Source organism: Streptomyces ardesiacus (genome assembly GCF_003112575.1).
Taxonomy (GTDB): Bacteria; Actinomycetota; Actinomycetes; order Streptomycetales; family Streptomycetaceae; genus Streptomyces; species Streptomyces ardesiacus.
The window spans coordinates 24,366-48,944 of record NZ_BEWC01000010.1 but is presented as its reverse complement, the minus strand read 5'-3'; the positions used below and the strand labels follow the sequence as shown (position 1 = coordinate 48,944).

The window sequence follows — 24,579 nt, the reverse complement described above, 5'->3', positions numbered from 1 at the left end:
GGGAGAGACCTGGTGGGGGGTGTCGTGCGGAGGCGGCAGCCGGGCATCGCGTCATGTCCTCACTCAGGGTGTCCACGCCCTGGTTCGAAGAGTCCGGCGGTGAGAGTTCCTGGCTCCCGGGGCTCCTGTTCCCCGGTCACAGTGGCGGGACCGCGCCGGATTCGCACCGGGCTTCCTCTCCTGCCGCCGTAGATGGCCCCGGAAGTCCACCACGGTCCGCGAACAGCCGTCAACCTGGCGTTGACCTGCGACGGGGGAGTGTGCGCAGGCCCACACCCGCGGGATGCGCGCCGGAACGCGCAGAGGCGGGGCGCGGAACGGTGCGAGTCCGTTCCGCGCCCCGCCCCGGGGCGTGCGCGGTGGTGCGGGGGCGCTCAGGCGACGATCAGATAGATCCCGTACGCCACCGCCGCCGTGCAGGCCGCGAAGCACGCGTACGCGCCGGTGACCGCGAGGGTCGCGGAGCCGCCCTGCGCCGCGGCCCGCTCCTGGCGGGAGAGGCCGACGATGCCGAGGGTGAACAGGCCCACCAGGGCCACCGTGACCACGAGGCTGACGCCGAAGACGGAGCCGAGGGCTGCCCAGTCGATGCTCATGGAGGTTCGCTTCCTTCGTACCCGGGACGCGGGCTCAGACGGTGGTGGCCGAGGGGGCCTTGGGGTCGGCGGCGGCCGGGGCCGGGACGGTGGCCGTCAGGTCCTCCGTCACGCCCGCCGGGGGCGGCGACACGGCGGCCATGGCCGTGGTGACCACGCCGGCGGGCCCGGCCGCCCCGGCGGGCTCGGCGGACGCGGGCTCCTGCGCGTCGACGACGTTGGTGTGGTCGACGACCTCGCGGCGGGAGATCCGCCAGATCGCGTAGCTGGACGCGACCAGGAACACCGCGACGAGGGCCGTGCCCCAGTCGCCGGCGCGGCAGACCCACTCGGCGAGTGCGGCGACCAGGGCCGCGGCCGGCAGCGTCAGGCCCCAGGCGACGAACATCCGGGTGGCCGTGGACCAGCGGACCACGCCGCCCTTGCGGCCGAGGCCCGCGCCCATCACCGCACCGGAGACCGAGTGCGTGGTGGAGAGGGAGAAACCGAGGTGGGAGGAGGCCAGGATGACCGTCGCGGCGCTGGTCTGGGCGGCGAAGCCCTGCTGCGGCTGGAGGTCGGTCAGGCCCTTGCCCATGGTGCGGATGATGCGCCAGCCGCCCAGGTAGGTGCCGAGCGCGATGGCGAGGCCCGCGCTCAGGATGACCCACACGGGCGGGTCGGAGTCGGGGGCGAGCGCGCCGCCGGCGATCAGGGCGAGGGTGATGATGCCCATGGTCTTCTGGGCGTCGTTGGTGCCGTGGGCCAGCGAGACCAGGCCCGCGGAGGCGATCTGGCCGGCGCGGTAGCCCTTCGCGGCCGCCCTGCCGTCGGCCTTGCGGCCCAGCGAGTACGTCATGCGGGTCGCGAGCATCGCCGCGACGCCGGCCACGATCGGGGCGGCGACGGCGGGCAGGAGCACCTTGGTGACGAGCACGTCGCCGTTGACCGCGCCGATGCCGGCCGAGGCGACGGCGGCACCGATCAGGCCGCCCATCAGGGCGTGCGAGGAACTGGACGGGAGTCCGACCAGCCAGGTCAGCAGGTTCCAGAGGATCGCGCCGACCAGGGCGGCGAAGATGACCTCGGGACGGATGCCGGTCTCGTCGACGAGACCTTTGGAGATCGTGTTGGCGACCTCCACCGAGAGGAAGGCGCCTACAAGGTTGAGGACGGCGGACATCGCCACCGCCACCTTGGGCTTGAGCGCACCGGTCGAAATGGTCGTTGCCATCGCGTTCGCGGTGTCGTGGAAACCGTTCGTGAAATCGAACGCGAGTGCGGTTACCACCACAATCGCGAGGATCAGCGAGAAGCTTTCCATTTACCCAGGCAATCGTTCGAGGTCGTTGGCGCGACGAACGTAGGTAACCAGGGTGAACGGAAGATGAACTGAGCAGGGCGTCACGGTGACCGGAAGCGGTGCCGGAGCCTCCCTCTGCGTGCCCGTTCCGGTGCTCTCCGGAGACGTCCCTGGCAGGATCGCCGCGAGGCCGTGCGACGGCGGACGTGAGGGGGCGCGCGGGCGGCCCGGGAGGAGACGGCGACTGTGACGAATCAGCGGGCCACGGGGGCGGACGGGACCGAGGGGACGGACCCGGGGCCGGCCCGGGGCGGGGCCGGGGAGCCGGCGGGGGAGGGCGCCAGGGAGTCGGCCTGGGCGGAGCTCGTCGCGACGGCCCGGCGGACGGTCGCCGACGGCCTGGTGGTCGGCACCTCCGGCAACGTCTCGGTGCGCGTGGGCGACACGGTCCTGGTCACCCCTTCGGGCGTGCCCTACGACCGGCTGACCCCGGCCGACGCAACCGGCGTCGACCTGGACGGACGCCAGGTGCTCGGCACCCTCGTCCCCACCAGCGAACTGCCCATGCACCTGGCCGTCTACCGCGCCGACCCCGGCGCCCGCGCCGTCGTCCACACCCACGCCGTGCACGCGACGGCGGTCTCGCTGCTGGTCCCCGAACTCCCGCCGGTGCACTACATGACCGCCGCCCTCGGCGGCCCCGTCCGGGTCGCCCCGTACGCGGCCTACGGCACCGACGAACTCGCCCGCGGCATGCTCGACGCCCTCGCGGGCCGCACCGGCTGCCTGCTCCGCAACCACGGCACGCTCACCTACGGCACCTCCCTCGACCAGGCCTACGACCGCACCGCCCAGCTCGAGTGGATGTGCCGCCTGTGGCTGACAGCCGCCTCGGTGCCGGGCCACTCGCCGTCCCTGCTGACGCCGGCCCAACTGGCGGAGGCGGCCGAGCGGCTGCGCGGGTACGGCCGGCGAAGCTGACGCCGGGTGCGTGCCGGGCGGCTCAGGGGGTACCGGCTACGGAACACCGGCACCTCGTCACCCACCGTCACGCGTCCACTGGCCGCCCGAGTACTCCCCCAGGAGACTGGCCCCATGCGCACTGTCACCGCGACGGCAGCCGCCGTCACCGCAGCCCTGGCGACCGGGGCGGCGAGCGTCGCCGCAGGCCGGCTCGCCAGCGACGCCGCGCTCAAGGCGACCCCCGGCCGTCCCCTGCCCACCGAGCCCCGGCTCACCGTGCACGGCACCGCCGCCGGGCAGATCACCCTCACCCGGGACCTGGCCGCGCTGCGCCCGGGCCGGTACGGGCTCGCCGGCGACGGCTCCCACGCGGTCGTCGGCCCGGTCCTCGGCACCGCCGAACACGGCGCCGACACCGTCGTACGCCGCCTCGAACGCGTCACGCACGGCACCCTCGGGACCGGCGACCGGGCGTGGATGACCCCCAACCTGTACGTCGGCAACCCGGGCACCGCCCTCGGCCTGGACTACACCGACGTCGAGGTACCGGGAGAACTCGGGCCGCTCCCAGCCTGGTTCGTGCCCGGGGCCCGGCCGACCTGGATCATCGCCGTGCACGGCCTCGCCGCCACCCGCGAACACGCCCTGAACCTGATCGCCCCCCTGCACCGCAGGAACGTCGCGGTGCTCGCCCTCGCCTACCGCGGCGACGTCGGCGCCCCGCCCTCGCCCGACGGAGTGCACCACTTCGGCGAGACCGAGTGGCGCGACGTGGACGCCGCCGTCCGCTACGCCGTCGACCACGGCGCCCGCAAGGTCGTCCTGCTCGGCTGGTCCACCGGCGCCACCATGGCCCTGCGCACCGCGGCGCTCTCCGGCGTGCGCGAGCGCATCGCGGGGCTCGTCCTGGACTCCCCGGTGCTCAGCTGGGAGACCACCCTGCGCGCCCTGGCCGCCGCCCGCCGCACCCCCGCCGCGCTCCTGCCGCTCGCCGTCCGGGCCGCGCAGGGCCGCGCCGGTCTGCACGCCGACCGGGACGCCGGCATGGCGGGCCTGTACCGCCCGTCGGTGCCCACCCTGATCTTCCACGGCCCCGACGACGCGGTGGCCCCCTGGCGCTTCTCCCGCCGCCTCGCCGACACCCACGCGCGCCTGGTCGCCCTGCACACGGTCCGCGACGCCCCGCACGGCGCCATGTGGAACGCCGACCCCGAGGCCTACGAGGAGGCCCTGCGCCGCTTCATGACCCCCCTGGTGTGACCCCGCGCCGGGGGCGGCACCCGCGCCGGGCCGCCCCGGCCGGGTCGCCGTCGGGACGCGCGACGCCGCGGTTGTCCGGGCGCCGCGCCACTGGCCTGATCCGGTGCCCGGACAGGCCCGCCGCGGCCCGTGCCGGCCCTCCCAGGAGGCCGCCGGGGACGTCCGTTTGGGTTTTCGGACCGTCAACCGGAAGACTGCACCCGTGACGTCCCGTATCCCGCGCGACTCCAGGCTTCGACTCGTCCGCCCGCGACCCCTGGCCGCCGCCCCCCAAGCGATCAATCAGCGGCGTCCGCGCCGCCCCGCGCCGCGCCCCCCGGAAGGCACACCGGCCCGGTCGGAACTGGCCGGAATGGCTCGTTCCGTTCTCGCCGGCGCGGCCCGTGTCGCCCGCTGGGCCGACTCCGCCCTCGGCCCCGGCCGCGGCAGCGCGACCGCCGACGGCAAGGCCACCCTGTCCGACGCCACCGCCGCCCACGCGGCCCGCGAACTGGGCCTCACCGTGGCCAAGGTCCGTGCCGACTGGGACACCGCCCGCCTCGCCGGACTGATCGAGGTGCACGGCGACACCGCCCGCCCCGGCTGGCGCCTGCGCGCCTGGAACCGCGACGACAGCGCCGTGCTGCGCGGCTGGGTCGCCCTCTTCGACGCCTGGTCGCTCGCCCAGCCCGAACCCGCCGAGGAGCCGGCGGTCGTCGCCGAGGTCGTCTCCGCGATGCCCCAGGTGCTCTCCTTCCTCCAGCTGTCCGCCGGACCCGTCCCCGTGGCGCAGCTCCTGGACCTCCTGGAGCAGCGCGTCACCGAACTGCGCACCGAGCGCTGCGAGGTGCCCTACGGCCCCCGCCCGGAGCCCGCCACCGCGGGAGCGGTCCCGTCCGCCCCGGACCCCGACACCCCGCTCGGCCCGCTTCTCGACTGGGCCCTGCACGCCCTCGCCTCCGTCGGCGCCCTCACCTGCGGCGACGGACACGCCACGCTGACCCCGCTCGGGAGCTGGGCGGTCTGGGTCAAGCTGGAGCAGATCTGCGTCGCCGCGCAGAGCCCCGCGGGCAACATCGAGCAGTCGGCCGAGGGCATGCTCCGCGGCTGCGCCCGGCTCCGCCCCAACGCCGCCCGCGACGAGTACCGGGCCTGGCTCGCCGCCCGCCCCGTCGGCAGCGCCGTCGCCGAACTGCTCGGCGCCGCCCGCGGCGAGGACGCCCTGCTGCGCGGCCTCGCCTTCGACGCGCTGCGGGTCGTCGGCGCTCCCGCTGAGCCGGACGTGCGCGGTGTCCTCGACGAGCCGACGCTGCGCCCGTACGCCCTGCTGTGGCTGGCCGAGCACGACGGCGCCGATCCGGAGGACGCCCACGAGGTCCTCACCCGCCCAGAGGCCACCTGGCTGTGGGTGGACACCGCGGCGGCCGTCGCCGACCACGGGGAGGCCCCGCTGCTGGTGCGGCACCTGGAGTCGGCGGTGCAGCCCACCGTCCCGGCCCTGCTCGACGAGGTCCGCGCGGTCGGCCACCCCCGCACCGTGCAGGTCCTGGTCGCGCTCGCGGCCGCGCATCCCGACCCCGCGCTGGCCAAGGCCGTGCGCCGGGCGGCCTTCCAGGTCCACACCGGGGCCGGCTGAGCCCGGAGCCCCCCCCGCGGGCACAGCGCCGGAGGCTACCCGCGTACCTCCGGCGCGTACGTCCCGAAGCTCCAGACATTGCCCTCCAGGTCGCGGGCCATGTAGTCCCGCGAGCCGTAGTCCTGGTCGGTCGGGGGCACGAGGATCTCCGCGCCCTCCTCCACGGCCCGCCGGTGGTGGGCGTCGACGTCCGCCACCACGACGTACACCCCCGAGACGCCGCCGTTCTGCATCGCCTCGTCGAAGCGGCCGCCCTTGCCCTTCGAGCCGAGCATGACCACTCCGTTGCCCTGGCCCAGCTCGGCGTGGGCCACCGAGCCGTCCTGGTCCTCGTAGACCGCGATCTCGGTGAAGCCGAAGGCCGCGGTGAGCTGCCGGATCGCCGCCTTCGCGTCCTTGTACCGGAGCGTCGGGCAGATGCTCGGGCGTCCGCTGTCCTTGCCTGCCATGCCGATCACTTCCTTGTGAGCCGGTGGTGCGTCGTGACCTGACCGAGCCCGCGGCCGGAGCCGCTTTCGACTCGTTCGCCCAGTCTTGCACCGGCCACTGACAACGCACGGGCACCGCTCGGGCCGCCCCGGCCGCGCTCGCGGGAAAAGAGGTTGCACCGCCCCGTTAGACTGGCCCCCATGGCCATTCTCCTCGTGCATTAGACGGCGGGATCCTCCACAGCCGCCCATCCCGCCAATCCACCCGCCCAGGAGTCTGACCGTGATCTCCGCTTCCGGCATCGAGCTGCGCGCCGGTGCCCGCGTCCTCATCGAAAGCGCCACCTTCCGCGTCGCCAAGGGCGACCGCATCGGCCTGGTCGGCCGCAACGGCGCGGGCAAGACCACCCTCACCAAGGTCCTGGCCGGCGAGGGCCAGCCCGCCGCCGGTGCCGTCACCCGCTCCGGCGAGGTCGGCTACCTCCCGCAGGACCCGCGCACCGGCGACCTCGACGTGCTCGCCCGCGACCGCATCCTGTCCGCCCGCGGCCTCGACGTCCTGATCCGCAAGATGCGCGAGAACGAGCAGCGCATCGCCAACGGCCAGGGTGCCACCCGCGACAAGGCGCTGCGGCAGTACGAGCGCCAGGAGACCGAGTTCCTCACCAAGGGCGGATACGCCGCCGAGGCCGAGGCCGCCACCATCGCCGCCGCGCTCAACCTGCCCGACCGGGTGCTCGGCCAGCCCCTGCACACGCTCTCCGGCGGTCAGCGCCGCCGCATCGAGCTGGCCCGGATCCTGTTCTCGGACGCCGACACCCTGCTGCTCGACGAGCCGACCAACCACCTCGACGCCGACTCGATCGTCTGGCTGCGCGACTACCTGAAGACCTACCGCGGCGGCTTCATCGTCATCTCCCACGACGTGGAACTGGTCGAGACGGTCGTCAACAAGGTGTTCTACCTGGACGCCAACCGCTCCCGGATCGACGTCTACAACATGGGCTGGAAGCTCTACCAGCAGCAGCGCGAGGCCGACGAGAAGCGCCGCAAGCGCGAGCGCGCCAACGCCGAGAAGAAGGCCGCCGCGCTGCACTCGCAGGCCGACAAGATGCGCGCCAAGGCCACCAAGACCGTCGCCGCGCAGAACATGGCGCGCCGCGCCGACAAGCTGCTCAGCGGCCTGGAGGCGGTCCGCCAGTCCGACAAGGTCGCCAAGCTCCGCTTCCCGGAGCCCGCGCCCTGCGGCAAGACCCCGCTGACCGCCGAGGGCCTGTCGAAGTCGTACGGCTCCCTGGAGATCTTCACCGACGTCGACCTGGCCATCGACAAGGGCTCCCGGGTCGTCATCCTCGGCCTCAACGGCGCGGGCAAGACCACCCTGCTGCGCCTGCTCGGCGGCGTCGAGAAGCCCGACACCGGCCAGGTGATCGAGGGCCACGGCCTCAAGCTCGGCTACTACGCGCAGGAGCACGAGACCCTCGACCCCGAGCGCACCGTCCTGGAGAACATGCGCTCGGCCAACCCCGACCTGGACCTGGTGGAGGTCCGCAAGACGCTGGGCTCGTTCCTGTTCTCCGGCGACGACGTCGACAAGCCCGCGGGTGTCCTCTCCGGCGGCGAGAAGACCCGTCTCGCCCTGGCCACCCTCGTGGTGTCCTCGGCGAACGTGCTGCTCCTGGACGAGCCCACCAACAACCTCGACCCGGCCAGCCGTGAGGAGATCCTCGGCGCGCTGCGCACCTACAAGGGCGCGGTCGTCCTGGTCACCCACGACGAGGGCGCCGTCGAGGCGCTCCAGCCGGAGCGGATCATCCTGCTCCCGGACGGTGTCGAGGACCTGTGGGGCGCCGACTACGCGGATCTCGTCGCGCTCGCCTGAGCGTCGCCCCCCGGGCGTCGCCTTTGCTTGATCGAATGAATGATCCACCGGTATGGATCATTCGGCCGATCCGTGATCCACCATCTGTGTGAGATCTCCTCATCAAGAGGTGTGTCCTACATCGATTTCGCGGCCGGGGCCCCTTTGCCGGGGTCCCGGCCGCGACGCCTTTCTGACCTGGAATGACGCGGAGAAACCCGTTCGGCCGAACGCGCCCGAATCTCTGGAATCACGGATTCCGTATGTGGGGGCCCGCTCCTGTCGTCACATCCTTGCCTCATCGACCTTGCCGAATGGGTGGCCATGAGCGCCATGAGGGGTGATCATGAGGAGTACCAGAGCGCACTTCCCATGAGGAGGCACGGGTGGCCGAGACTCTGAAGAAGGGCAGCCGGGTGACCGGCGCCGCGCGCGACAAGCTCGCGGCAGACCTGAAGAAGAAGTACGACGCCGGTGCGAGCATCCGGGCGTTGGCCGAGGAAACCGGCCGCTCGTATGGCTTTGTGCACCGCATGCTCAGTGAGTCGGGAGTCACGCTCCGAGGGCGTGGCGGGGCTACCCGGGGCAAAAAGGCCTCATCGGCCTGACGTTCCGGGCGGCCCCCGACTTCCAAGGCGATGCGAAAGTGATGGTGGCCACCCGGTCGGTCGTTCGGCCTTCCGGGTGGTTACTGTGCAGTCACTTAGCCCTGCCGTCGCACGGCGCAGTGTCCGGCGCCCGGCGGGGACGACGACCGCACCTTTCGGAGGCGCCCCATGGCTTCGCCCGCCCACGACCCCGCACTCGACCGGGACGGCGTGCGGCTCACCGTCGACGACGCGATCGCCACGGTGACGCTGACCAACCCGGCCAAGCGCAACGCGCAGAGCCCCGCCCTGTGGCGGGCCCTCACCGAGGCCGGCCGGCTGCTGCCGGGCTCCGTACGGGCGGTGGTGCTGCGCGCCGAGGGCAAGTCCTTCTCGGCCGGGCTCGACCGGCAGGCGTTCACGCCCGAGGGCTTCGACGGGGAACCGTCCTTCCTCGACCTCGCACGGGGCGGCGACGCCGAACTGGACGCGACCATCGCCGAGTACCAGGAGGCGTTCACCTGGTGGCGGCGCAGCGACCTCGTCTCGGTCGCCGCCGTGCAGGGGCACGCCATCGGGGCGGGTTTCCAACTGGCCCTCGCCTGCGACCTGCGGGTCGTCGCGGACGACGTGCAGTTCGCCATGCGCGAGACCAGCCTGGGCCTGGTGCCGGACCTCACGGGCACGCACCCCCTGGTGTCCCTGGTCGGATACGCCCGCGCACTGGAGATCTGCGCGACCGGGCGCTTCGTCGCGGCCGAGGAGGCCGTCGGCACCGGCCTGGCCAACCTCGCCGTGCCCGCGGACCAGCTCGACGGCACGGTGCGCGACCTGGTGTCCGCGATCCTGGCCGCACCGCGCGACGCGGTCGTCGAGACCAAGGCGCTGCTCCAGGGCGCCCGGACACGGGACTACGAGGCCCAGCGCACCGCCGAACGGGCCGCCCAGGGACGCCGGCTGCGCGACCTGGCGGGGCTCGGGGAGTAGGGCGCTCGCCGCGGCGCGCCCCCGCCGTCGTTCCCCCGGCCCGCCGCGCCCGTGGCGCGCGTCCGCGCAACCCCGCCTAACGTGGTCACAGGACTACGACCGGAAGGGACGTACGGGCATGAGTGACATGGAGAGCCACCGGAGCGGACAGGACACGGTCGACACCCCCGGCACGGTCAAGGCCCAGTCGGTCCGGCGCGGCGGAGGCGCCCCCGGCACCCGGGGACGCACCACCATCGCCGACGGCGTCGTGGAGAAGATCACCGGAATGGCGGCACGCGACGTGTCCGGTGTCCACGCGATGGGCAGCGGTATGTCGCGCACCTTCGGCGCCGTGCGCGACCGGGTCCCCGGCGGGACCAAGTCCGGGGTGACCCGCGGGGTGAAGGCCGAGGTCGGCGAGACGCAGACCGCCCTCGACCTGGAGATCGTCGTCGAGTACGGCGTGTCGATCAGCGACGTGGCCCGGGACGTGCGGGAGAACGTGGTGGCGGCGGTGGAGCGGATGACCGGTCTGGAGGTCGTCGAGGTCAACATCGCCGTGACCGACGTGAAGCTGCCCGACGAGGAGGACGAGGAACCGGAGCCCAGGATCAAGTGACGCGGACCGTGACCCGAAGGGACGAAGCGGTGGACGAGGGGATCGCACCATGAGCATGGCCGTGATCGGCATGATCGCCGGCATGGCACTGGGCTTCGCCGGATACTTCGGCGGGTTCGGCGCCTTCCTGCTGGTGGCGGCCCTGGGGGCCGTCGGATTCGTCGTCGGCCGCCTCCTGGAGGGCGACATGGACCTCGGCGACTTCTTCCGCTCCCGCGACGACCGCCGGCGGTGACCGGCGTGAGCGACGGGGCGGGCGAGCTGCTCGAACCCCTGGCCCGGGTGGCACCGGGCGAGCGCGGTGCCACCCGGATCGCCGACCGGGTCGTCGCCAAGGTCGCCGCCCGGGCGGCGCACGAGGCCCTCGGCCCGCTCCACCGGGACGCGGCACGCCCGTACGCCACCGTCGTCGTTCACCACGACACCGCCCGCGTCAGCGTCCACCTCGAACTCGACTACCCCTGCGACATCGGCGCCCGGTGCGCCGGGGTGCGTCACCAAGTCGTCCAGCGGGTACGCGCGTTGGTGGGCATGGCGGTGCCGGAGGTCGCCGTGCGGGTGGAGCGCCTGCACCTGGCGGCGGAGTACGGCGCGAAGCAGGGGAGGACCCGATGAGCGAGCCGCAGGGCGCCGGGACCGGAGAGGGCAGCACCCAGCGCCTGCCCGTGGTGGAACGCGGCACCGGACCGGACACGGCACCGGCGCCGGACGAGCAGGGGCCCGGCGCCCCGGACGCGCCCGCCGTCGGCCGGGCCGGCCGCTTCTGGTCCGCGCGCCGCGTCCCCGCCGGAATCGTCGCTCTCCTGCTCCTGCTCCTCGCCGGGGCCTTCCTCTACGACGTCGTCGCCGTGCGCGCCGGGCGGGCCGCCCTCGGCTGGCGCCAGGACCTGGCCCGGCAGCTCGCCGAACGGCCCGTCGACGACACATGGGTCCAGGTCGGTGCGGGAGTCGCCGCGGCCCTCGGGCTCTGGCTGCTCGTGCTGGCCCTCACCCCGGGGCTGCGCCGGCTGCTGCCGATGCGCCGCACCCACCCCGGCGTGCGCGCCGGGCTGCACCGGAACGCCGCCGCCACGGTGCTGCGCGACCGGGCCATGGAGGTCTCCGGGGTGCAGTCGGCACGCGTGCGGATGCGCCGCCGCAGGGCCCGGGTACGGGCGCAGTCGCACTTCAGGGAACTGGACGACGTACGGGCCGACCTGGACGGCGTGCTCGACGACGCGGTGCGCGGCCTCGGCCTGGCCCGGCCGCCCGCCGTGTCGCTGCGGGTGAAGCGCCCCGGACGGAAGGGGTGAACGCGGTGCTCACAACGGTGAACCGGGTGCTGACCGCGCTGGTGGGTCTGGTCCTGCTGGCGCTCGGCGGCGTGGTGCTGGCCGTGGGATTCGACGCGCCGATGCCCTCCTGGTGGCTCCACCGGGGGCCGCACGACGTGCTGCTCAGCGACGCCGAACGGACCCGGTGGCAGGACGCGGGCTGGTGGTGGCCGGTCGTCATCGCCGCGCTCGCCGTCCTGCTGCTGCTCGCCCTGTGGTGGCTGGTCGCGGTGGTACGCCGCCGCAGGCTCACCGAGGTCCTCGTCGACACCGGGGACGGCGAGGGCGCCACGCTGCGCGGCAGGGCGCTGGAGGACGTCCTCGCCGGTGAGGCGGAGCGTGTGGACGGGGTCGAGGGCGCCGGGGTGCGGCTCACGGGCCGCCGCGACGCCCCGGCGGCCCGCGTCCGGCTGCTGCTGGCCCCCCACGTGGACCCCGGCACCGCCCTGCACGACCTCACCGCCCGGGCCCTCACCCACGCCCGCACCTCGGCCAACCTGCCGTCCCTCCCGGCGGAGGTCCACCTGCGGGGCGTCAAGCACGGGGCCGAACGCGTGAGCTGAAGCCGACGGGGGCGTCCCCCCCGTCCGGCCTAGAAGCCGTGCCGTACGCCGCCGTCCACCGGCAGCATGACGCCCGTGACGTACGACGCCGCGGGGGAGAGCAGGAACGCGGCCGCGCGGCCGAACTCGTCCGGGGCGCCGTAGCGGCGCAGGGGGATGCGGGACTCGGCGGCCGCCCTGGTCGCCTCCGGGTCGGCCGACAGGCCGTCCAGCTCGCGCACCCGGTCGGTGTCGATGCGCCCCGGCAGCAGGCCGACGACGCGGATGCCGCGCGGGCCCAGCTCGTCGGCGAGGGACTTGGCGAAGCCCGCGAGCCCCGGGCGCAGGCCGTTGGAGATCGTCAGACCCGGGATCGGCTCGTGCACCGAGCCCGACAGCACGAACCCGATCACCCCGCCGTCCTCCAGCTCGGCCGCGGCCGACCGCGCCAGCCGTACCGCGCCGAGGAACACCGATTCGAACGCCGCCTGCCACTGCTCGTCCGTGTTGTCGGCGACGAACCCGGGCGGCGGCCCGCCCACGCTGATCAGGACGCCGTCGAAACGGCCGAAGTGCTCACGCGCGGTCGCGATCAGCCGCCCGGCGGCCCGCGGGTCGGCGTTGTCGGCGGCCACGCCGACCGCCCCCGCTCCCAGCGCCGAGGCCGCCTCTGCGGCGCTCTTCTCGTCCCGTCCGGTGACGACCACCTTCGCCCCGTCGGCGACCAGCTCGCGCGCGGCGGCGTTGCCCAGGCCCCGGGTGGCTCCCGTGACGACGTACACCCGGTCCTTCAGTCCAAGATCCATGACCCTATCCTGCCCCCTCGTCCCCCGACGGGGCGAGGGCCGAGTCCACCGGGCCGACGTGACCGGACCTCCGGGCCGCCCGTGTCACCTACACCGCGGCGGGTTCCGGCCGCGCCGGCTCCGTGTCCTCGCCGGCCTCGCGCTCGCGCTTCTCGCGGCGGACCAGGAACCACCAGCCGACCGGTACGGCCGCGGCGAACAGCCACCACTGGATCGCGTACGCGAAGTTCAGCGCGGCGTTCTCGTTGCCGGGCCTGCCGATCGGCTCCGGGCTGTCGTCCTTCGGCTCCGGCGTCTTCAGGACGACGTACCCGCCGAGCACCCGGGCGCCCAGACGCTCGGCCTGCTGCTCGCTGTTGATGAGCATGACCTGCCGGTCCGGCAGGCCCTCGAGGTCCTTGATGCCGCTCGCCTCGGTCGTCTCGTCGGGCATCAGCCGCCCGGTGACGGTGATCTCGCCCCGGGGCGGCGCGGGGATCTCGGGGAACTCCGTCTGGCTCGGGCCGTCCGCGGGGATCCAGCCCCGGTTGACCAGCATGACCTTGCCGTCGTCCAGCACGAACGGGGTCAGCACGTGGTAGCCGATGTTGTCGTCGGAGTCGGTGCGGCGGCGGACGACGACCTCGCGGTCCGTGTCGAAGCGGCCCTTCGCGGTGACGGTCCGGTACCGCTCACGCGTGGTGATCTTCTTGCCGGGTGCGGTCAGCGACTCCACGGGCGCCGGCGCCGCCTCGAGGGCGCGCGCGACCAGGTCGTTCCGGGCGGTGCGCTCCTCGTAGCGGTGCATCTGCCAGAAGCCCAGCTCGATCATCGTGGGGATGAGCAGCACGGCGATCAGCGTGAGGATCACCCACTGGCGGGACAACAGGAAGCGGTACACGCATCGACGGTACCTTGGCCGTGACCGGCCCTCGCGGGGAGGTCCCCGGGAGGGCCGCGCTCAGACCTTGTCGACGATCCCCGCCCTCCCCTCGGCGCGGGCGCAGTGGGCGCCGCAGAACCAGTGGCCGTCGACCTCGACGCCCTGGCCGATGATCTGCACCCGGCAGTGCTCGCAGATGGGCGCCATCCGGTGGATCGCGCAGGAGAAGCAGTCGAAGACGTGCACCGCTCCCTGGGCGTGGATCTCGAAGGTCATTCCGTAGTGGTTGCCGCAGACTTCACATGTCGCCATGCGCCACAGGGTGGGCCGTGTCCGCGGACGGGGGCGGGCGGACGCCGGGCGAGTCGCCCGGAATCACCCGTCCGTACGGCTCCGCGGCGCCGCGCGCCTCAGGACGCGGCGTCCGCGGGCTCGACGTCCGCCAGCAGTTGCCCGAACGCCGCCTCGTCCACCACCGGCGTGCCGAACTGCCGGGCCTTGACCACCTTGGAGGTGCCCGAGTCCGGGTCGTTGGTGACCAGGAGGCTGGTCAGCCGGGACAGGCTGGTCGCCACGTGCAGGCCCGCCTCGACGGCACGGTCCTCCAGCAGGTCCCGCTCGACGGACGTGTCGCCCGAGAAGGCGACCCGCATGCCCTGCTTGAGCCTTTTGCCCTCTTCGTACCGGCCCGGGTTGGGATAGGGGCATGCGGGCCTCTTGCGGGAGGGGCGCCAACTGTTCGGCCGGTAGCTCCCGTAGCTCGCCTGCTGCCCGATCCGGGGCGCGGGACGGTCCGTCCACTCGGTCAGCGGCCGGCACTCGTGCAGGGGCAGCCGCACACCGCCCGCCGCCGCGGCCAGCAGGCTCGGCCGGAACGCCTCCGCCAGCACCCTCGCGTCGTCCAGCGCGTGGTGCGCCCGCTGCTGCACGACGCCGAAGTGCGCGGCCAGCGACTCCAGTTTGTGGTTGGGCAGCGGCAGGTCGAGCGCCTTGGACAGGGCGATGGTGCACAGCCGTTGCCGCACCGGCGCCTCGCGCTTCGCGCGCGCGTACTCGCGGGCGATCATCTGCCAGTCGAAGACCGCGTTGTGCGCGACGAGGACCCGCCCGTCCAGCCGGGCCGCGAACTCCTCGGCGACGTCCGGGAAGAGCGGCGCCTCACGCAGTACCTCGCTCGTCAGGCCGTGTATCCACACCGGTCCCGGATCGCGCTCGGGATTGACCAGGGTGTACCAGTGGTCCTCGACCTCGCCGCGGGCGTCCAGGCGGTAGACGGCCGCCGAGATGATGCGGTCGTCGCGGGCCAGGCCGGTGGTCTCCACGTCGACGACCGCGTACCCCTGCGGATACGCGGCCGGCCACGCCGTGGCGGACGGCGCTGCGGTCGTACGGTCTTCGAGCATGGTCAATGAGGATACGGGCCGGGACCGACACTCCGGTCGCGCAGGTACCCCGTGCCGTCAAGTTCCGCGCGCCGGGGGAGCGTTGCGGCACCCGGCGGGCGCACTCACCACCGGATGGGCACCGGAAGCGCCGTCAGGAGCCCCGACACCGCCACCACCACGCCCAGCGCGACGACCTCCGCGCGCGCGGGGGAGCAGGCGGACAGCGGATCGGCGGCGCGGCCCAGCCGGATCCTGGCCCACAGGGCGAGGACGGCGACGGCGGCCACCAGGAGCACCTTGGCGAGCAGGACACGCCCGTACGCGGTGTCCGTGAGCTGCTCCAGGATCGTGCCCGCCGGCATCCGGCGCAGCGAACTGCACACCCCGGTCGCCGTGAGGGCGGCCAGCAGAACGGCCGCCACGCGCGCGTAGAGCCCCAGCAGCGCGGGCGCCGCCTCCGCGCCCCGCCAACGCCGCAGCACCCGCAGCGCGTACAGCAGACCGCCCGCCCACAGCGAGGCGCACGTCAGGTGGACGAGGGTGAGACCGGAGCCGAGCAGCGGGCTGTACTCGGTCGTGGGATGCGCGCGCAGCGCGTCCGCGACGATCACGGCGGCCAACGGCCAGACCTGGAGCCCGGGCCGGCGCGAGGTCGCGCACAGCCAGGCCGCGAGGAAGCCGTTGACCTCCAGGAGCGCGAGCTTGCCGTCGCGGGAGGCGTACAGGCCGCCGACGTCGATGTCGGCGGCGGAGACCGGCACCAGGTTCCCCGTGGCCACCACCGAGGCCAGCCCCAGCGCGGCGGCGAAACCGGCGGCGGCCGCGTACGGGGACCAACTGCGGGGCCGGTCCGGGGGAGCGCCGGGCAGCGAGCGGGCCAGGCGGTTCACGAAGAGTTCGCCGAGCGGAACGCTCAGCGCGGCGAAGAGCACCGTGCGCAGCAGGGCGATGCCGCCGGTGCCGGGCGCCTCGGCCTCCCCGGTGCCGTGCAGCGCGGGGGAGGGACCGAGCACGGGTATCAGCGCGCCGAGCGCCACGAGCACGAGTACGGCCACGGTCCGTCCGGTTCCGGAGGGCCGCGAGTGGCGTCCGGTGCCGGCGGTACGGGACGGCGGTCGTATCGGGGTCACCCCAGGATCTTCACCAAGTCCTCAGATCCGGGCAAGTCCGGGCAGCGCCCTCACGCGTCCCGGGCCGTGCCGGCGGCGGAGGCGTCCTGCGGGCGGGAAGCGGCCGACCACCACAGCCGCACCTCCTCGCGCACGTCCGTGGGCCGCGGCTCCCACCCCTGGGCGAGCGCGACTTCGGCGACGTACCGTCCGCCCACGCCGCGGTAGTCGCGCCGGGGTGTCTCGCACTCCACGGGCGGCCGCTTCAGCCAGAAGGCGCCCAACAGCGGGATGAACAGCAGGCTCGCGACGAACTTGAGCGCGGGCGACCAACGGGGGCGCACCGGTTCGGGTGTCCAGGTGGCGGGGTCCTCGTAGGTGCCCATGACACCGGTACTGCCGTACGGCGGGGGCGGCGGACCCGGTCGGAAACCGGACCGCCGCCCCCGCACCCGGCGCGCGCGGGTCACGCGCGCGCAGCGACTACCGGGTCACCGCGTCCAGGGCGTCGGCCATGCCCCAGCCGTAGAAGCCGTTGCGGTTCTTCGGGCCCTCGCACACGGCGTCGGCCTTGCCGTCGCCGTCGATGTCGTACGGCTTGGTGCACGCCGTGGCGTCGGCCTGGGCGTACAGCAGGGCCTTGACCATCGCCGGGGAGGCGTGCGGGTGCGTCGACTTGATGAGCGCGGCGACACCCGCGACGTGCGGGGAGGCCATCGACGTACCGGCCATGTAGCCCCACTTGCCGCCGGGCAGCGTGCCCAGGATCAGGCCGCTGGTGGCGGGCGGCTCGGGCGTCTGGTAGGCCGTCGAGTCGCCGCCGGGCGCGGCGATGTCGATGACGCCCCGGCCGTAGTTGGAGAAGGACGACTTGAGGCCCTTCGCGCCGGTCGCCGCGACCGTCACGACCCCCGGGAGCTGGGTCGGGATGTCCAGGCACTTCGACGGGTCGACGGTCCGGTCACCGGGGGTGGTGTCGTTCGGCGAGGACGGGTCGGTGATCTCGTCGGAGGCGAGGTCGTAGTTCTCGTTGCCGGCCGCGGCGACGTTGACCGCGCCCTTCTTCTCCGCGTACCGCGTGGCCCGCGAGACGGCCTCGACGAGCGCCTTCTGGTCCGGGTCGTCCTTGCAGTTGAAGTACCACGGGTCGGTGTAGTAGCTGTTGTTGGTCACGTCGACGTCGTGCTCGGCCGCCCACATGAAGCCGCAGACCACGGCCTCGGCGTAGAAGAAGCCGTCGGGGTTGCCGACCTTGATGCCGGACACCTTCACCCCGGGTGCGACGCCGGTCATGCCGATGCCGTTCTTGGCGGCGGCTATCTCGCCGGCCACGTGGGTGCCGTGCGGGCTCTCGGCCGCGCTCGGCCGCCAGGCGCCCTCGGTGGTGTCCGGCTTGCCCGCGACGCAGTTCACCGACGCCTTGCGGTCGAAGTTCGGGGCGATGTCCGGGTGCGTGTCGTCGACGCCGGTGTCGAGGACGGCGACGGTCACCCTGCTGCTGCCCAGCGACTTCTCGTGCGCCTTGTCCGCCTTGATGGCGGGCAGGTCCCACTGCAGCGACTCCAGCGGGTCCTGGTCCCCGGCCTTGGCGGAGGAGGCCTGGGCGGCGGCCAGTTCCGCGCCGCTGAGCACCTGCGGCGCGCCCATGTCCGTCGTGGCGGCCGAGGGCAGCGGCGCGGTGCGGGTGGCACCGGCCGACTGCACGCCGGGCGCCTTGCGGACGCTCTTGGCGAAGTCGGGGTTGGCGGAGTGGACGACGACCACGCCGATCCGGTCGTACGACGTGACGATCGTGCCGCCCGCCTTGGCTATCGCGCGTCGCACGGCGGCCGAAGGGCCGTGCCCGGGGGAGACGTTGACGACGTAGCTCATCGAGGCCCCGTCGGTCGCGGCCGAAGGGGCGGCCTGCGCGACGGGAACCGCGGCGGCCGGCGTGCCCGGCAGGAACGCCAGCGACGCGGCCACGGCCAGGCCGGCCGGGATCGCGAGGGCGCGACGGTGACGCGGGTGTGGTGCGGTCATGCGTGGTGTCTCCAGTCCGTCGGGAAAGCTCGGGAAACTCGTGATGCCGGTGCGTGGCAGGCAGGCAGAGGTGCCCGCGGGTCACGCAGGGGTGCCCGCGAGGTATCGCTCACCGTGCTGTCCGACCCCTGCCCGCCGGGTGCGACCGGCACCGCGAGGGCGAGCCCGGGTCTGGAGCGCGGAGCACTCGGGGAACGCAGATGATCCATGGGGTCTCCACATCATCGGCAAAACGGCACCTGCCCGGACACGGGTGACGGGTCGGGCAGGTACATGACGTAGTGGTGCAGGGTGAAGTTATCCCCGAAGTCGCTGGCCAGCAATGACTTGCCGGGAGTTGCTTCGGAAAGTGCCACGGGCGTTGAACCGGTCCCCGCGGGGCGCCGTGTCGTTGGACAGGGAGCCCGAGCACCATCAGCCCCCTGTGAGAACACCGAGGTCCAAGCCGTCATGTCCGTCGTACGAGGAGACTCCGTGGCCACCGACGCACCGCCCCCCTCGAAAGAGGAACACCGACTCCCCTCCGCCGAGGAGTTCTCCGAAGTGCAGCAGAGCGCCGAGTTCGCCGAACTGCGCCGCTCCTTCCGCTCCTTCGCCTTCCCGCTGACCGTCGCCTTCGTCGCCTGGTACCTGCTCTACGTGCTGCTGTCGAACTACGCCGGCGGCTTCATGGGCACCAAGCTCTTCGGCAACATCAACGTCGCGTTCGTCTTCGGCATCGCCCAGTTCGTCACCACGTTCCTCATCGCCTGGTGGTACTCGCGGCACGCCGCCGCGAAGCTCGACCCCAAGGCCGAGGCCATCAAGTCCCGGATGGAGGGCGGCGCATGAGCCCCGCACAGTCCGTACTCGCCGCCCAACTCGCCGCCAACGAGGCGAGCGAACACCGGCCGCTGATCATCACGCTCTTCTCGGTCTTCGTCGTCGCCACGCTGTTCATCACCGTGTGGGCGGGCCGCCAGACCAAGGACGCCGCCGACTTCTACGCGGGCGGCCGCCAGTTCAGCGCCTTCCAGAACGGCCTCGCCGTCTCCGGCGACTACATGTCGGCCGCGTCCTTCCTCGGCATCGCGGGCGCCATCGCCCTCTTCGGCTACGACGGCTTCCTGTACTCCATCGGCTTCCTGGTGGCCTGGCTGGTCGCCCTGCTGCTGGTCGCCGAGCCGCTCAGGAACTCCGGCCGCTACACGATGGGCGACGTCCTTGCGTACCGCATGCGCCAGCGGCCCGTGCGCACCGCCGCCGGCACCTCGACGATCGTCGTGTCGATCTTCTACCTGCTGGCCCAGATGGCGGGCGCGGGCGTCCTCGTCTCGCTGCTGCTCGGGATCACCTCCGACGCGGGCAAGGTGCTCATCGTCGCCCTCGTCGGCGTCCTGATGATCGTGTACGTCACCATCGGCGGCATGAAGGGCACCACCTGGGTCCAGATGGTCAAGGCCGTGCTGCTGATCGGCGGCACCATCCTGATCACCTTCCTGGTGCTGCTGAAGTTCGACTTCAACATCTCCGACCTGCTGGGCAAGGCCGCCGAGAACAGCGGCGCCGGCTCCGCCTTCCTGGAGCCCGGCCTCCAGTACGGCGCGAGCGGCACCACCAAGCTCGACTTCATCTCCCTGGGCATCGCCCTGGTGCTCGGCACCGCCGGCCTGCCGCACATCCTGATCCGCTTCTACACGGTGCCCAACGCCAAGGCCGCCCGTAAGTCCGTGAACTGGGCGATCGGCATCATCGGCGCCTTCTACCTGATGACCATCGCCCTCGGCTTCGGCGCCGCGGCGCTCATCGGCAAGGACGAGATCGTCGCGTCCAACCCGTCCGGCAACACGGCGGCGCCCCTGCTGGCGCTGCACGTGGGCGGCGTCGACTCGGCCTGGGGCGCCATCCTGCTCGCCACGATCTCGGCGGTGGCCTTCGCGACCATCCTCGCCGTGGTCGCGGGCCTCACCCTCGCCTCGTCCTCGTCCTTCGCCCACGACATCTACGCCAACGTCATCCGCAAGGGCCGGGCCACCGAGAAGGAGGAGATGCGGGCGGCCCGCTGGGCGACCGTCTTCATCGGCATCGTCTCCATCGCGCTCGGCGCCCTCGCCCGCGACCTGAACGTGGCCGGCCTGGTCGCGCTCGCGTTCGCGGTCGCGGCCTCCGCCAACCTGCCGACGATCCTCTACAGCCTCTTCTGGAAGCGTTTCACCACCCAGGGCGCCCTGTGGTCGATCTACGGCGGCCTGATCGTCGCCGTCGGCCTGGTGCTGTTCTCGCCCGTGGTGTCCGGCGACCCGACGGCGATGTTCCCGGACGTCGACTTCTCCTGGTTCCCGCTGAAGAACCCGGGCCTCATCTCCATCCCGTTCGGCTTCCTGATGGGCTGGCTCGGCACGGTCCTGTCGAAGGAGGAGCCCGACAAGGCGAAGTACGCGGAACTGGAGGTCCGGTCCCTGACCGGCACCGGCGCGCACTGACGCCACCGCCCGACCGGCGCGGACGCGGCCGCTCGTAGATCCCTACGACGCGGCCGCGTCCCGCGTCGTGGGTTCGGGCGGCTGTCGATGTCGGACCCGTCACGTAGGCTCGACGGTGTCGGAGGAGAGAAGTGCTCCGCCGATCCGCGTCGAGGGAGGGGGCCCACGTGCTCATCGACACCTACGGCCGAGTGGCCACCGACCTGAGGGTCTCGCTCACCGACCGCTGCAACCTGCGCTGCACCTACTGCATGCCCGAAGAGGGCCTCCAGTGGCTCGCCAAGCCCGACCTGCTCACGGACGACGAGATCGTCCGCCTCATCGACGTAGCGGTCACCTCCCTCGGCATCGAGGAGGTCCGCTTCACCGGCGGGGAGCCGCTGCTGCGCCCCGGCCTCGTCGGCATCGTCGAGCGCGTCGCCGCCCTGGCCCCGCGCCCCCAGATGTCCCTGACCACCAACGGCATCGGCCTCAAGCGCACGGCGGCGGCCCTGAAGGCGGCGGGCCTGGACCGGGTCAACGTCTCCCTGGACACCCTGCGCCCGGAGGTCTTCAAGACCCTCACCCGGCGCAACCGCCACAAGGACGTCCTGGAGGGCCTGGAAGCCGCCCGCGAGGCCGGACTGACCCCGGTCAAGGTCAACAGCGTGCTGATGCCGGGGCTCAACGACGACGAGGCCCCCGACCTGCTCGCCTGGGCCCTCGACCACGCGTACGAACTGCGTTTCATCGAGCAGATGCCCCTGGACGCCCAGCACGGCTGGAAGCGCGAGGGCATGATCACCGCCGGTGACATCCTGGCCTCCCTGCGCACCCGCTTCGAACTGACCGCGGAGGGCGCCGGCGAACGCGGCTCGGCCCCCGCCGAACGCTGGCTGGTGGACGGCGGCCCGCACCGCGTCGGGGTCATCGCCTCCGTCACCCGCCCGTTCTGCTCGGCCTGCGACCGCACCCGCCTGACCGCCGACGGCCAGGTGCGCACCTGTCTGTTCGCCACCGAGGAGACCGACCTGCGCGCGGCCCTGCGCTCCGGCGCGCCCGACGAGGAGATCGCCCGCATCTGGCGCCTGGCCATGTGGGGCAAGAAGGCGGGCGCGGGCCTGGACGACCCGGCGTTCGTGCAGCCGGACCGTCCGATGTCCGCGATCGGCGGTTAGGAGCCGTCCGGCCTGCCGGAATCCTCCGGGGCCTCCCACTCGGCGAGGGGGACCACGTCCTTCAGGAAGCCCCGCACCCCCAGGAACTGGGACAGGGACTCCCGGTGCTCGTCGCACGCGATCCAGGTCTTGCGGCGCTCCGGGGTGTGGAGCTTCGGGTTGTTCCAGGCCAGCACCCACACGGCGGCTGCGCGGCAGCCCTTGGCGGAGCAGATCGGGGTGGTGTCGTCACTCACGGTTTCTTCTCACAGGTCCCCACACATGGCGACGCCGAGCAGCCACGGGGGGAGCTGCCCGGCGTCGGTCCGTCGCTCCGACGGGGGATGCGGAGCGCGTACGAAGTATGTCACGGCCCACCCCCGGCGGAGCCCGGAACAACACGAATTCATCTGAGCAGTTCTTCGGTCTGGCGCGGAATCGACGCCGCCGCGCGGGGGCCGGCGCTCAGGACCGGCCGGGCGCATCACGTGCCGCGCCGGGCCCCGGGTCTGCCGCGGCGCCCTCCGGAACGGATTCCGCCGCACCCCTGCCGGCCCGCGGCGGGGTGATCATCGGCGGGGTCTGCGGCGTCACGAACGTCGACGGCAAGGATGGCGCGTTCTCGCGCCCGGCGTTGGCGATCACGACCGCGATGTACGGCAGCACCGCCCCGAGGACCAGGGCCGCGATCGCGACGGGCCGTTCCACGTTCCACAGGCAGACCGCGAGGATCACCGACGCCGTACGGATCGCCATCGAGATGACGTACCGGCGCTGCCGGCCGCGCACGTCCTCCTGGAGGCCCGTGCGGGCCCCGGTGATCCGGAACACCTCGGCACTGCCACCGGTACTCAGCTTCCGCATCTGGTTCCACCATCCGCCCGCATCGGACTCCCCGCCCCGCTCTCGTCCGCGGCCGCTCGGGGACGCCGGTCCCGGACAACTCCCCACGTTACGCCGCGCCCGCGCCGCCCACGAGACCGGGGCACCCCGGTTCGACCGCATCCTGTGCGCCGTACGGCGCAGGCGCCGGTGCCCCGTTCGGCCGTATGCGGCATGCGCCGAACGCGGTACGGCCGAACACTGGTGGCAATGCTCGCGTGGAGCCGGACGAGGAGGCAGCCATGGGCTGGTTGTGGGCGATCATCGTGGGATTCGTGCTCGGACTGATCGCCAAGGCGATCATCCCCGGAAAGCAGCACATGCCGCTGTGGCTCACCACCATCTGCGGCATGATCGGCGCGATCATCGGCAACGCCGTCGCCCGCGCGGCCGGCGTCGCGGCGACACCCGGCATCGACTGGTGGCGGCACCTGTTCCAGCTGGTCGCGGCGATCATCGTGGTCGGCCTCGGCGACGCGGCCTACACGTCGATGCGCGGCAGGAGGCGACGGGAACGGGCCTGACCGTACCCGTACCGGTACGGCGAAGGGGCGGCCCCGGCAGTCGCACGACTGCCGGGGTCGCCCCTTCTCGCGTACGCCCGCTCAGGCGCCGGTGACCTCCACCGCGGCCAGGTTCTTCTTGCCGCGGCGCAGCACCAGCCAGCGCCCGTGCAGCAGGTCCTCCTCGGCGGGGACGGCGTCCTCGGCGGTGACCTTGGCGTTGTTCACGTACGCGCCGCCCTCCTTCACCGTGCGGCGCGCGGCGGACTTGCTGGCCACCAGGCCGACCTCGGCGAGCAGGTCCACGACCGGGGCCGGCTCGGCGACCCGGACGTGCGGCAGCTCGGAGAGGGCCGCGGCCAGCGTCGCCTCGTCCAGCTCCGCCAGGTCGCCCTGGCCGAAGAGGGCCTTGGACGCGGCGATCACGGCGGCCGTCTGACCGGCGCCGTGCACCAGCGTCGTCAGCTCCTCGGCCAGCGCCCGCTGCGCGGCCCGCGCCTGCGGACGCTCCTCGGTCTGCCGCTCCAGCTCCTCCAGCTCCTCGCGGGAGCGGAAGGACAGGATGCGCATGTACGTCGAGATGTCCCGGTCGTCCACGTTCAGCCAGAACTGGTAGAACGCGTACGGCGTGGTCATCTCCGGGTCGAGCCAGACGGCGCCGCCCTCGGTCTTGCCGAACTTGGTGCCGTCCGCCTTGGTCATCAGCGGCGTCGCGTAGGCGTGGACGGCGGCGTCCGGCTCGAGGCGGTGCAGCAGGTCCAGACCGGCCGTGAGGTTGCCCCACTGGTCGCTGCCGCCCTGCTGCATCGTGCAGCCGTACCTCCGGTAGAGCTGGAGGAAGTCCATCGCCTGGAGGAGCTGGTAGCTGAACTCCGTGTAGCTGATGCCCTCGGAGGACTCCAGGCGGCGGGCGACGGAGTCCTTGGTCAGCATCTTGTTGACCCGGAAGTGCTTGCCGATGTCCCGCAGGAACTCGATCGCCGACAGGCCCTCGGTCCAGTCGAGGTTGTTGACCATCACCGCGGCGTTCTCGCCCTCGAAGGACAGGAACGGCTCGATCTGGCCGCGCAGCCGCCGGACCCAGCCCGCGACGGTCTCCGGCGAGTTCAGCGTGCGCTCCGCGGTCGGGCGCGGGTCGCCGATCTGACCCGTGGCCCCGCCGACCAGCGCCAGCGGCCGGTGACCGGCCTGCTGGAGCCGGCGCACGGTGAGCACCTGGACCAGGTGTCCCACGTGCAGGGACGGCGCCGTCGGGTCGAAACCGCAATAGAACGTGACGGGACCGTCCGCGAGAGCCTTGCGCAAAGCGTCCTCGTCGGTGGACTGGGCGAACAGCCCGCGCCACTTCAGCTCGTCGACGATGTCCGTCACGGTTCT

Annotated in this window: 28 protein-coding genes and 1 riboswitch; of the genes, 15 read left to right on the top strand and 13 right to left on the bottom strand. The window is 73.0% G+C overall.

Going from position 1 to position 24,579, the window contains the following annotated elements; translation table 11 throughout:
• Window positions 1-84: 84 nt before the first annotated feature.
• Window positions 85-226: riboswitch (cobalamin riboswitch) on the bottom strand.
• A 148-nt stretch (window positions 227-374) separates the two neighbouring features.
• Together Sdi02f_RS30155 and Sdi02f_RS30150 are read right to left on the bottom strand one after the other, a co-directional pair.
• A complete protein-coding gene (locus Sdi02f_RS30155; RefSeq protein WP_030404451.1) occupies window positions 375-596 on the bottom strand; it encodes a hypothetical protein in 222 nt (73 codons plus the stop codon).
• 34 nt (window positions 597-630) lie between these two features.
• Window positions 631-1,899: an inorganic phosphate transporter gene (locus Sdi02f_RS30150; protein WP_030404452.1), complete on the bottom strand. Its 1,269-nt coding sequence runs from the start codon at window positions 1,897-1,899 to the stop codon at window positions 631-633.
• A 225-nt stretch (window positions 1,900-2,124) separates the two neighbouring features.
• Here Sdi02f_RS30150 and Sdi02f_RS30145 point away from each other — a divergent pair, with 225 nt between their 5' ends.
• From Sdi02f_RS30145 to Sdi02f_RS30135, 3 genes are all read left to right on the top strand, one after another.
• On the top strand, window positions 2,125-2,859 hold the full coding sequence (locus tag Sdi02f_RS30145; RefSeq protein ID WP_108934366.1) for a class II aldolase/adducin family protein: 735 nt from the start codon (window positions 2,125-2,127) through the stop codon (window positions 2,857-2,859).
• 114 nt (window positions 2,860-2,973) lie between these two features.
• Window positions 2,974-4,101 (top strand): alpha/beta hydrolase, encoded by a 1,128-nt coding sequence (locus Sdi02f_RS30140; protein ID WP_053638643.1) that lies wholly within the window; start codon window positions 2,974-2,976, stop codon window positions 4,099-4,101.
• Between the two features lie 202 nt (window positions 4,102-4,303).
• On the top strand, window positions 4,304-5,716 hold the full coding sequence (locus Sdi02f_RS30135) for a hypothetical protein (protein WP_174843417.1): 1,413 nt from the start codon (window positions 4,304-4,306) through the stop codon (window positions 5,714-5,716).
• A gap of 35 nt (window positions 5,717-5,751) precedes the next feature.
• On the opposite strand, the gene Sdi02f_RS30130 is transcribed toward Sdi02f_RS30135, so the two are convergent.
• On the bottom strand, window positions 5,752-6,165 hold the full coding sequence (locus tag Sdi02f_RS30130) for a VOC family protein (RefSeq protein WP_108934365.1): 414 nt from the start codon (window positions 6,163-6,165) through the stop codon (window positions 5,752-5,754).
• A gap of 262 nt (window positions 6,166-6,427) precedes the next feature.
• Here Sdi02f_RS30130 and Sdi02f_RS30125 point away from each other — a divergent pair, with 262 nt between their 5' ends.
• From Sdi02f_RS30125 to amaP, 8 genes are all read left to right on the top strand, one after another.
• Window positions 6,428-8,026, top strand: coding sequence for an ABC-F family ATP-binding cassette domain-containing protein (locus tag Sdi02f_RS30125; protein ID WP_030404457.1), 1,599 nt, complete (start codon window positions 6,428-6,430; stop codon window positions 8,024-8,026).
• A 365-nt stretch (window positions 8,027-8,391) separates the two neighbouring features.
• Window positions 8,392-8,613 (top strand): helix-turn-helix domain-containing protein, encoded by a 222-nt coding sequence (locus Sdi02f_RS30120; RefSeq protein WP_030404458.1) that lies wholly within the window; start codon window positions 8,392-8,394, stop codon window positions 8,611-8,613.
• A gap of 168 nt (window positions 8,614-8,781) precedes the next feature.
• On the top strand, window positions 8,782-9,579 hold the full coding sequence (locus Sdi02f_RS30115; RefSeq protein ID WP_030404459.1) for an enoyl-CoA hydratase/isomerase family protein: 798 nt from the start codon (window positions 8,782-8,784) through the stop codon (window positions 9,577-9,579).
• A 118-nt stretch (window positions 9,580-9,697) separates the two neighbouring features.
• Window positions 9,698-10,180, top strand: coding sequence for an Asp23/Gls24 family envelope stress response protein (locus Sdi02f_RS30110; protein ID WP_030404460.1), 483 nt, complete (start codon window positions 9,698-9,700; stop codon window positions 10,178-10,180).
• Window positions 10,181-10,229: 49 nt separating this feature from the next.
• Entirely contained in the window at window positions 10,230-10,415 is a 186-nt protein-coding gene (locus Sdi02f_RS30105) for a hypothetical protein (protein WP_031087091.1), read from the top strand.
• Window positions 10,412-10,795, top strand: coding sequence for a hypothetical protein (locus Sdi02f_RS30100; protein WP_108934364.1), 384 nt, complete (start codon window positions 10,412-10,414; stop codon window positions 10,793-10,795). The genes Sdi02f_RS30105 and Sdi02f_RS30100 overlap by 4 nt, the downstream gene beginning before the upstream one ends.
• Entirely contained in the window at window positions 10,792-11,472 is a 681-nt protein-coding gene (locus Sdi02f_RS30095; protein WP_108934363.1) for a DUF6286 domain-containing protein, read from the top strand. The genes Sdi02f_RS30100 and Sdi02f_RS30095 overlap by 4 nt, the downstream gene beginning before the upstream one ends.
• Window positions 11,469-12,056, top strand: a complete 588-nt coding sequence (gene amaP, locus Sdi02f_RS30090; protein ID WP_030404464.1) for an alkaline shock response membrane anchor protein AmaP — start codon at window positions 11,469-11,471, stop codon at window positions 12,054-12,056. The genes Sdi02f_RS30095 and amaP overlap by 4 nt, the downstream gene beginning before the upstream one ends.
• A 29-nt stretch (window positions 12,057-12,085) precedes the next feature.
• Here amaP and Sdi02f_RS30085 read toward each other — a convergent pair whose 3' ends face one another.
• From Sdi02f_RS30085 to Sdi02f_RS30055, 7 genes are all read right to left on the bottom strand, one after another.
• Window positions 12,086-12,841: an SDR family oxidoreductase gene (locus Sdi02f_RS30085; RefSeq protein ID WP_031087097.1), complete on the bottom strand. Its 756-nt coding sequence runs from the start codon at window positions 12,839-12,841 to the stop codon at window positions 12,086-12,088.
• 88 nt (window positions 12,842-12,929) lie between these two features.
• On the bottom strand, window positions 12,930-13,721 hold the full coding sequence (locus tag Sdi02f_RS30080) for an SURF1 family cytochrome oxidase biogenesis protein (protein WP_030404466.1): 792 nt from the start codon (window positions 13,719-13,721) through the stop codon (window positions 12,930-12,932).
• Between the two features lie 60 nt (window positions 13,722-13,781).
• Complete coding sequence (locus Sdi02f_RS30075; RefSeq protein WP_030404467.1) at window positions 13,782-14,015, bottom strand: metallothionein; 234 nt, start codon at window positions 14,013-14,015, stop codon at window positions 13,782-13,784.
• Window positions 14,016-14,113: 98 nt separating this feature from the next.
• Window positions 14,114-15,106: a DEDDh family exonuclease gene (locus Sdi02f_RS30070; RefSeq protein WP_030404468.1), complete on the bottom strand. Its 993-nt coding sequence runs from the start codon at window positions 15,104-15,106 to the stop codon at window positions 14,114-14,116.
• Window positions 15,107-15,210: 104 nt separating this feature from the next.
• Window positions 15,211-16,218 (bottom strand): CopD family protein, encoded by a 1,008-nt coding sequence (locus Sdi02f_RS30065; protein ID WP_108934362.1) that lies wholly within the window; start codon window positions 16,216-16,218, stop codon window positions 15,211-15,213.
• Window positions 16,219-16,268: 50 nt separating this feature from the next.
• Window positions 16,269-16,583 (bottom strand): hypothetical protein, encoded by a 315-nt coding sequence (locus Sdi02f_RS30060; protein ID WP_108934361.1) that lies wholly within the window; start codon window positions 16,581-16,583, stop codon window positions 16,269-16,271.
• Between the two features lie 97 nt (window positions 16,584-16,680).
• Window positions 16,681-18,219 (bottom strand): S8 family serine peptidase, encoded by a 1,539-nt coding sequence (locus tag Sdi02f_RS30055; RefSeq protein WP_030404470.1) that lies wholly within the window; start codon window positions 18,217-18,219, stop codon window positions 16,681-16,683.
• A 474-nt stretch (window positions 18,220-18,693) separates the two neighbouring features.
• Between Sdi02f_RS30055 and Sdi02f_RS30050 the strand changes: the two genes are divergently transcribed.
• The 3 genes from Sdi02f_RS30050 (at window position 18,694) to moaA (ending at window position 21,838) form a co-directional block, all read left to right on the top strand.
• The gene (locus tag Sdi02f_RS30050) at window positions 18,694-19,050 is read left to right on the top strand and encodes a DUF485 domain-containing protein (RefSeq protein ID WP_030184863.1); all 357 of its coding nucleotides are present in this window, start codon (window positions 18,694-18,696) and stop codon (window positions 19,048-19,050) included.
• Window positions 19,047-20,681 carry a monocarboxylic acid transporter gene (locus tag Sdi02f_RS30045; RefSeq protein ID WP_031087105.1) on the top strand — a complete coding sequence of 545 codons (1,635 nt, stop codon included), beginning with the start codon at window positions 19,047-19,049 and terminating at the stop codon, window positions 20,679-20,681. The genes Sdi02f_RS30050 and Sdi02f_RS30045 overlap by 4 nt, the downstream gene beginning before the upstream one ends.
• A gap of 167 nt (window positions 20,682-20,848) precedes the next feature.
• The gene (gene moaA, locus Sdi02f_RS30040; RefSeq protein ID WP_055469528.1) at window positions 20,849-21,838 is read left to right on the top strand and encodes a GTP 3',8-cyclase MoaA; all 990 of its coding nucleotides are present in this window, start codon (window positions 20,849-20,851) and stop codon (window positions 21,836-21,838) included.
• Here moaA and Sdi02f_RS30035 read toward each other — a convergent pair.
• Both Sdi02f_RS30035 and Sdi02f_RS30030 read right to left on the bottom strand, forming a co-directional pair.
• Window positions 21,835-22,074, bottom strand: a complete 240-nt coding sequence (locus Sdi02f_RS30035; protein ID WP_108934360.1) for a hypothetical protein — start codon at window positions 22,072-22,074, stop codon at window positions 21,835-21,837. The genes moaA and Sdi02f_RS30035 overlap by 4 nt on opposite strands.
• A gap of 208 nt (window positions 22,075-22,282) precedes the next feature.
• A complete protein-coding gene (locus Sdi02f_RS30030) occupies window positions 22,283-22,681 on the bottom strand; it encodes a DUF3099 domain-containing protein (protein WP_030404474.1) in 399 nt (132 codons plus the stop codon).
• 260 nt (window positions 22,682-22,941) lie between these two features.
• Between Sdi02f_RS30030 and Sdi02f_RS30025 the strand changes: the two genes are divergently transcribed.
• Window positions 22,942-23,223, top strand: coding sequence for a GlsB/YeaQ/YmgE family stress response membrane protein (locus tag Sdi02f_RS30025; protein WP_030404475.1), 282 nt, complete (start codon window positions 22,942-22,944; stop codon window positions 23,221-23,223).
• Window positions 23,224-23,304: 81 nt separating this feature from the next.
• Here Sdi02f_RS30025 and tyrS read toward each other — a convergent pair whose 3' ends face one another.
• The gene (tyrS, locus tag Sdi02f_RS30020; protein ID WP_031186131.1) at window positions 23,305-24,573 is read right to left on the bottom strand and encodes a tyrosine--tRNA ligase; all 1,269 of its coding nucleotides are present in this window, start codon (window positions 24,571-24,573) and stop codon (window positions 23,305-23,307) included.
• Window positions 24,574-24,579 lie beyond the last annotated feature (6 nt).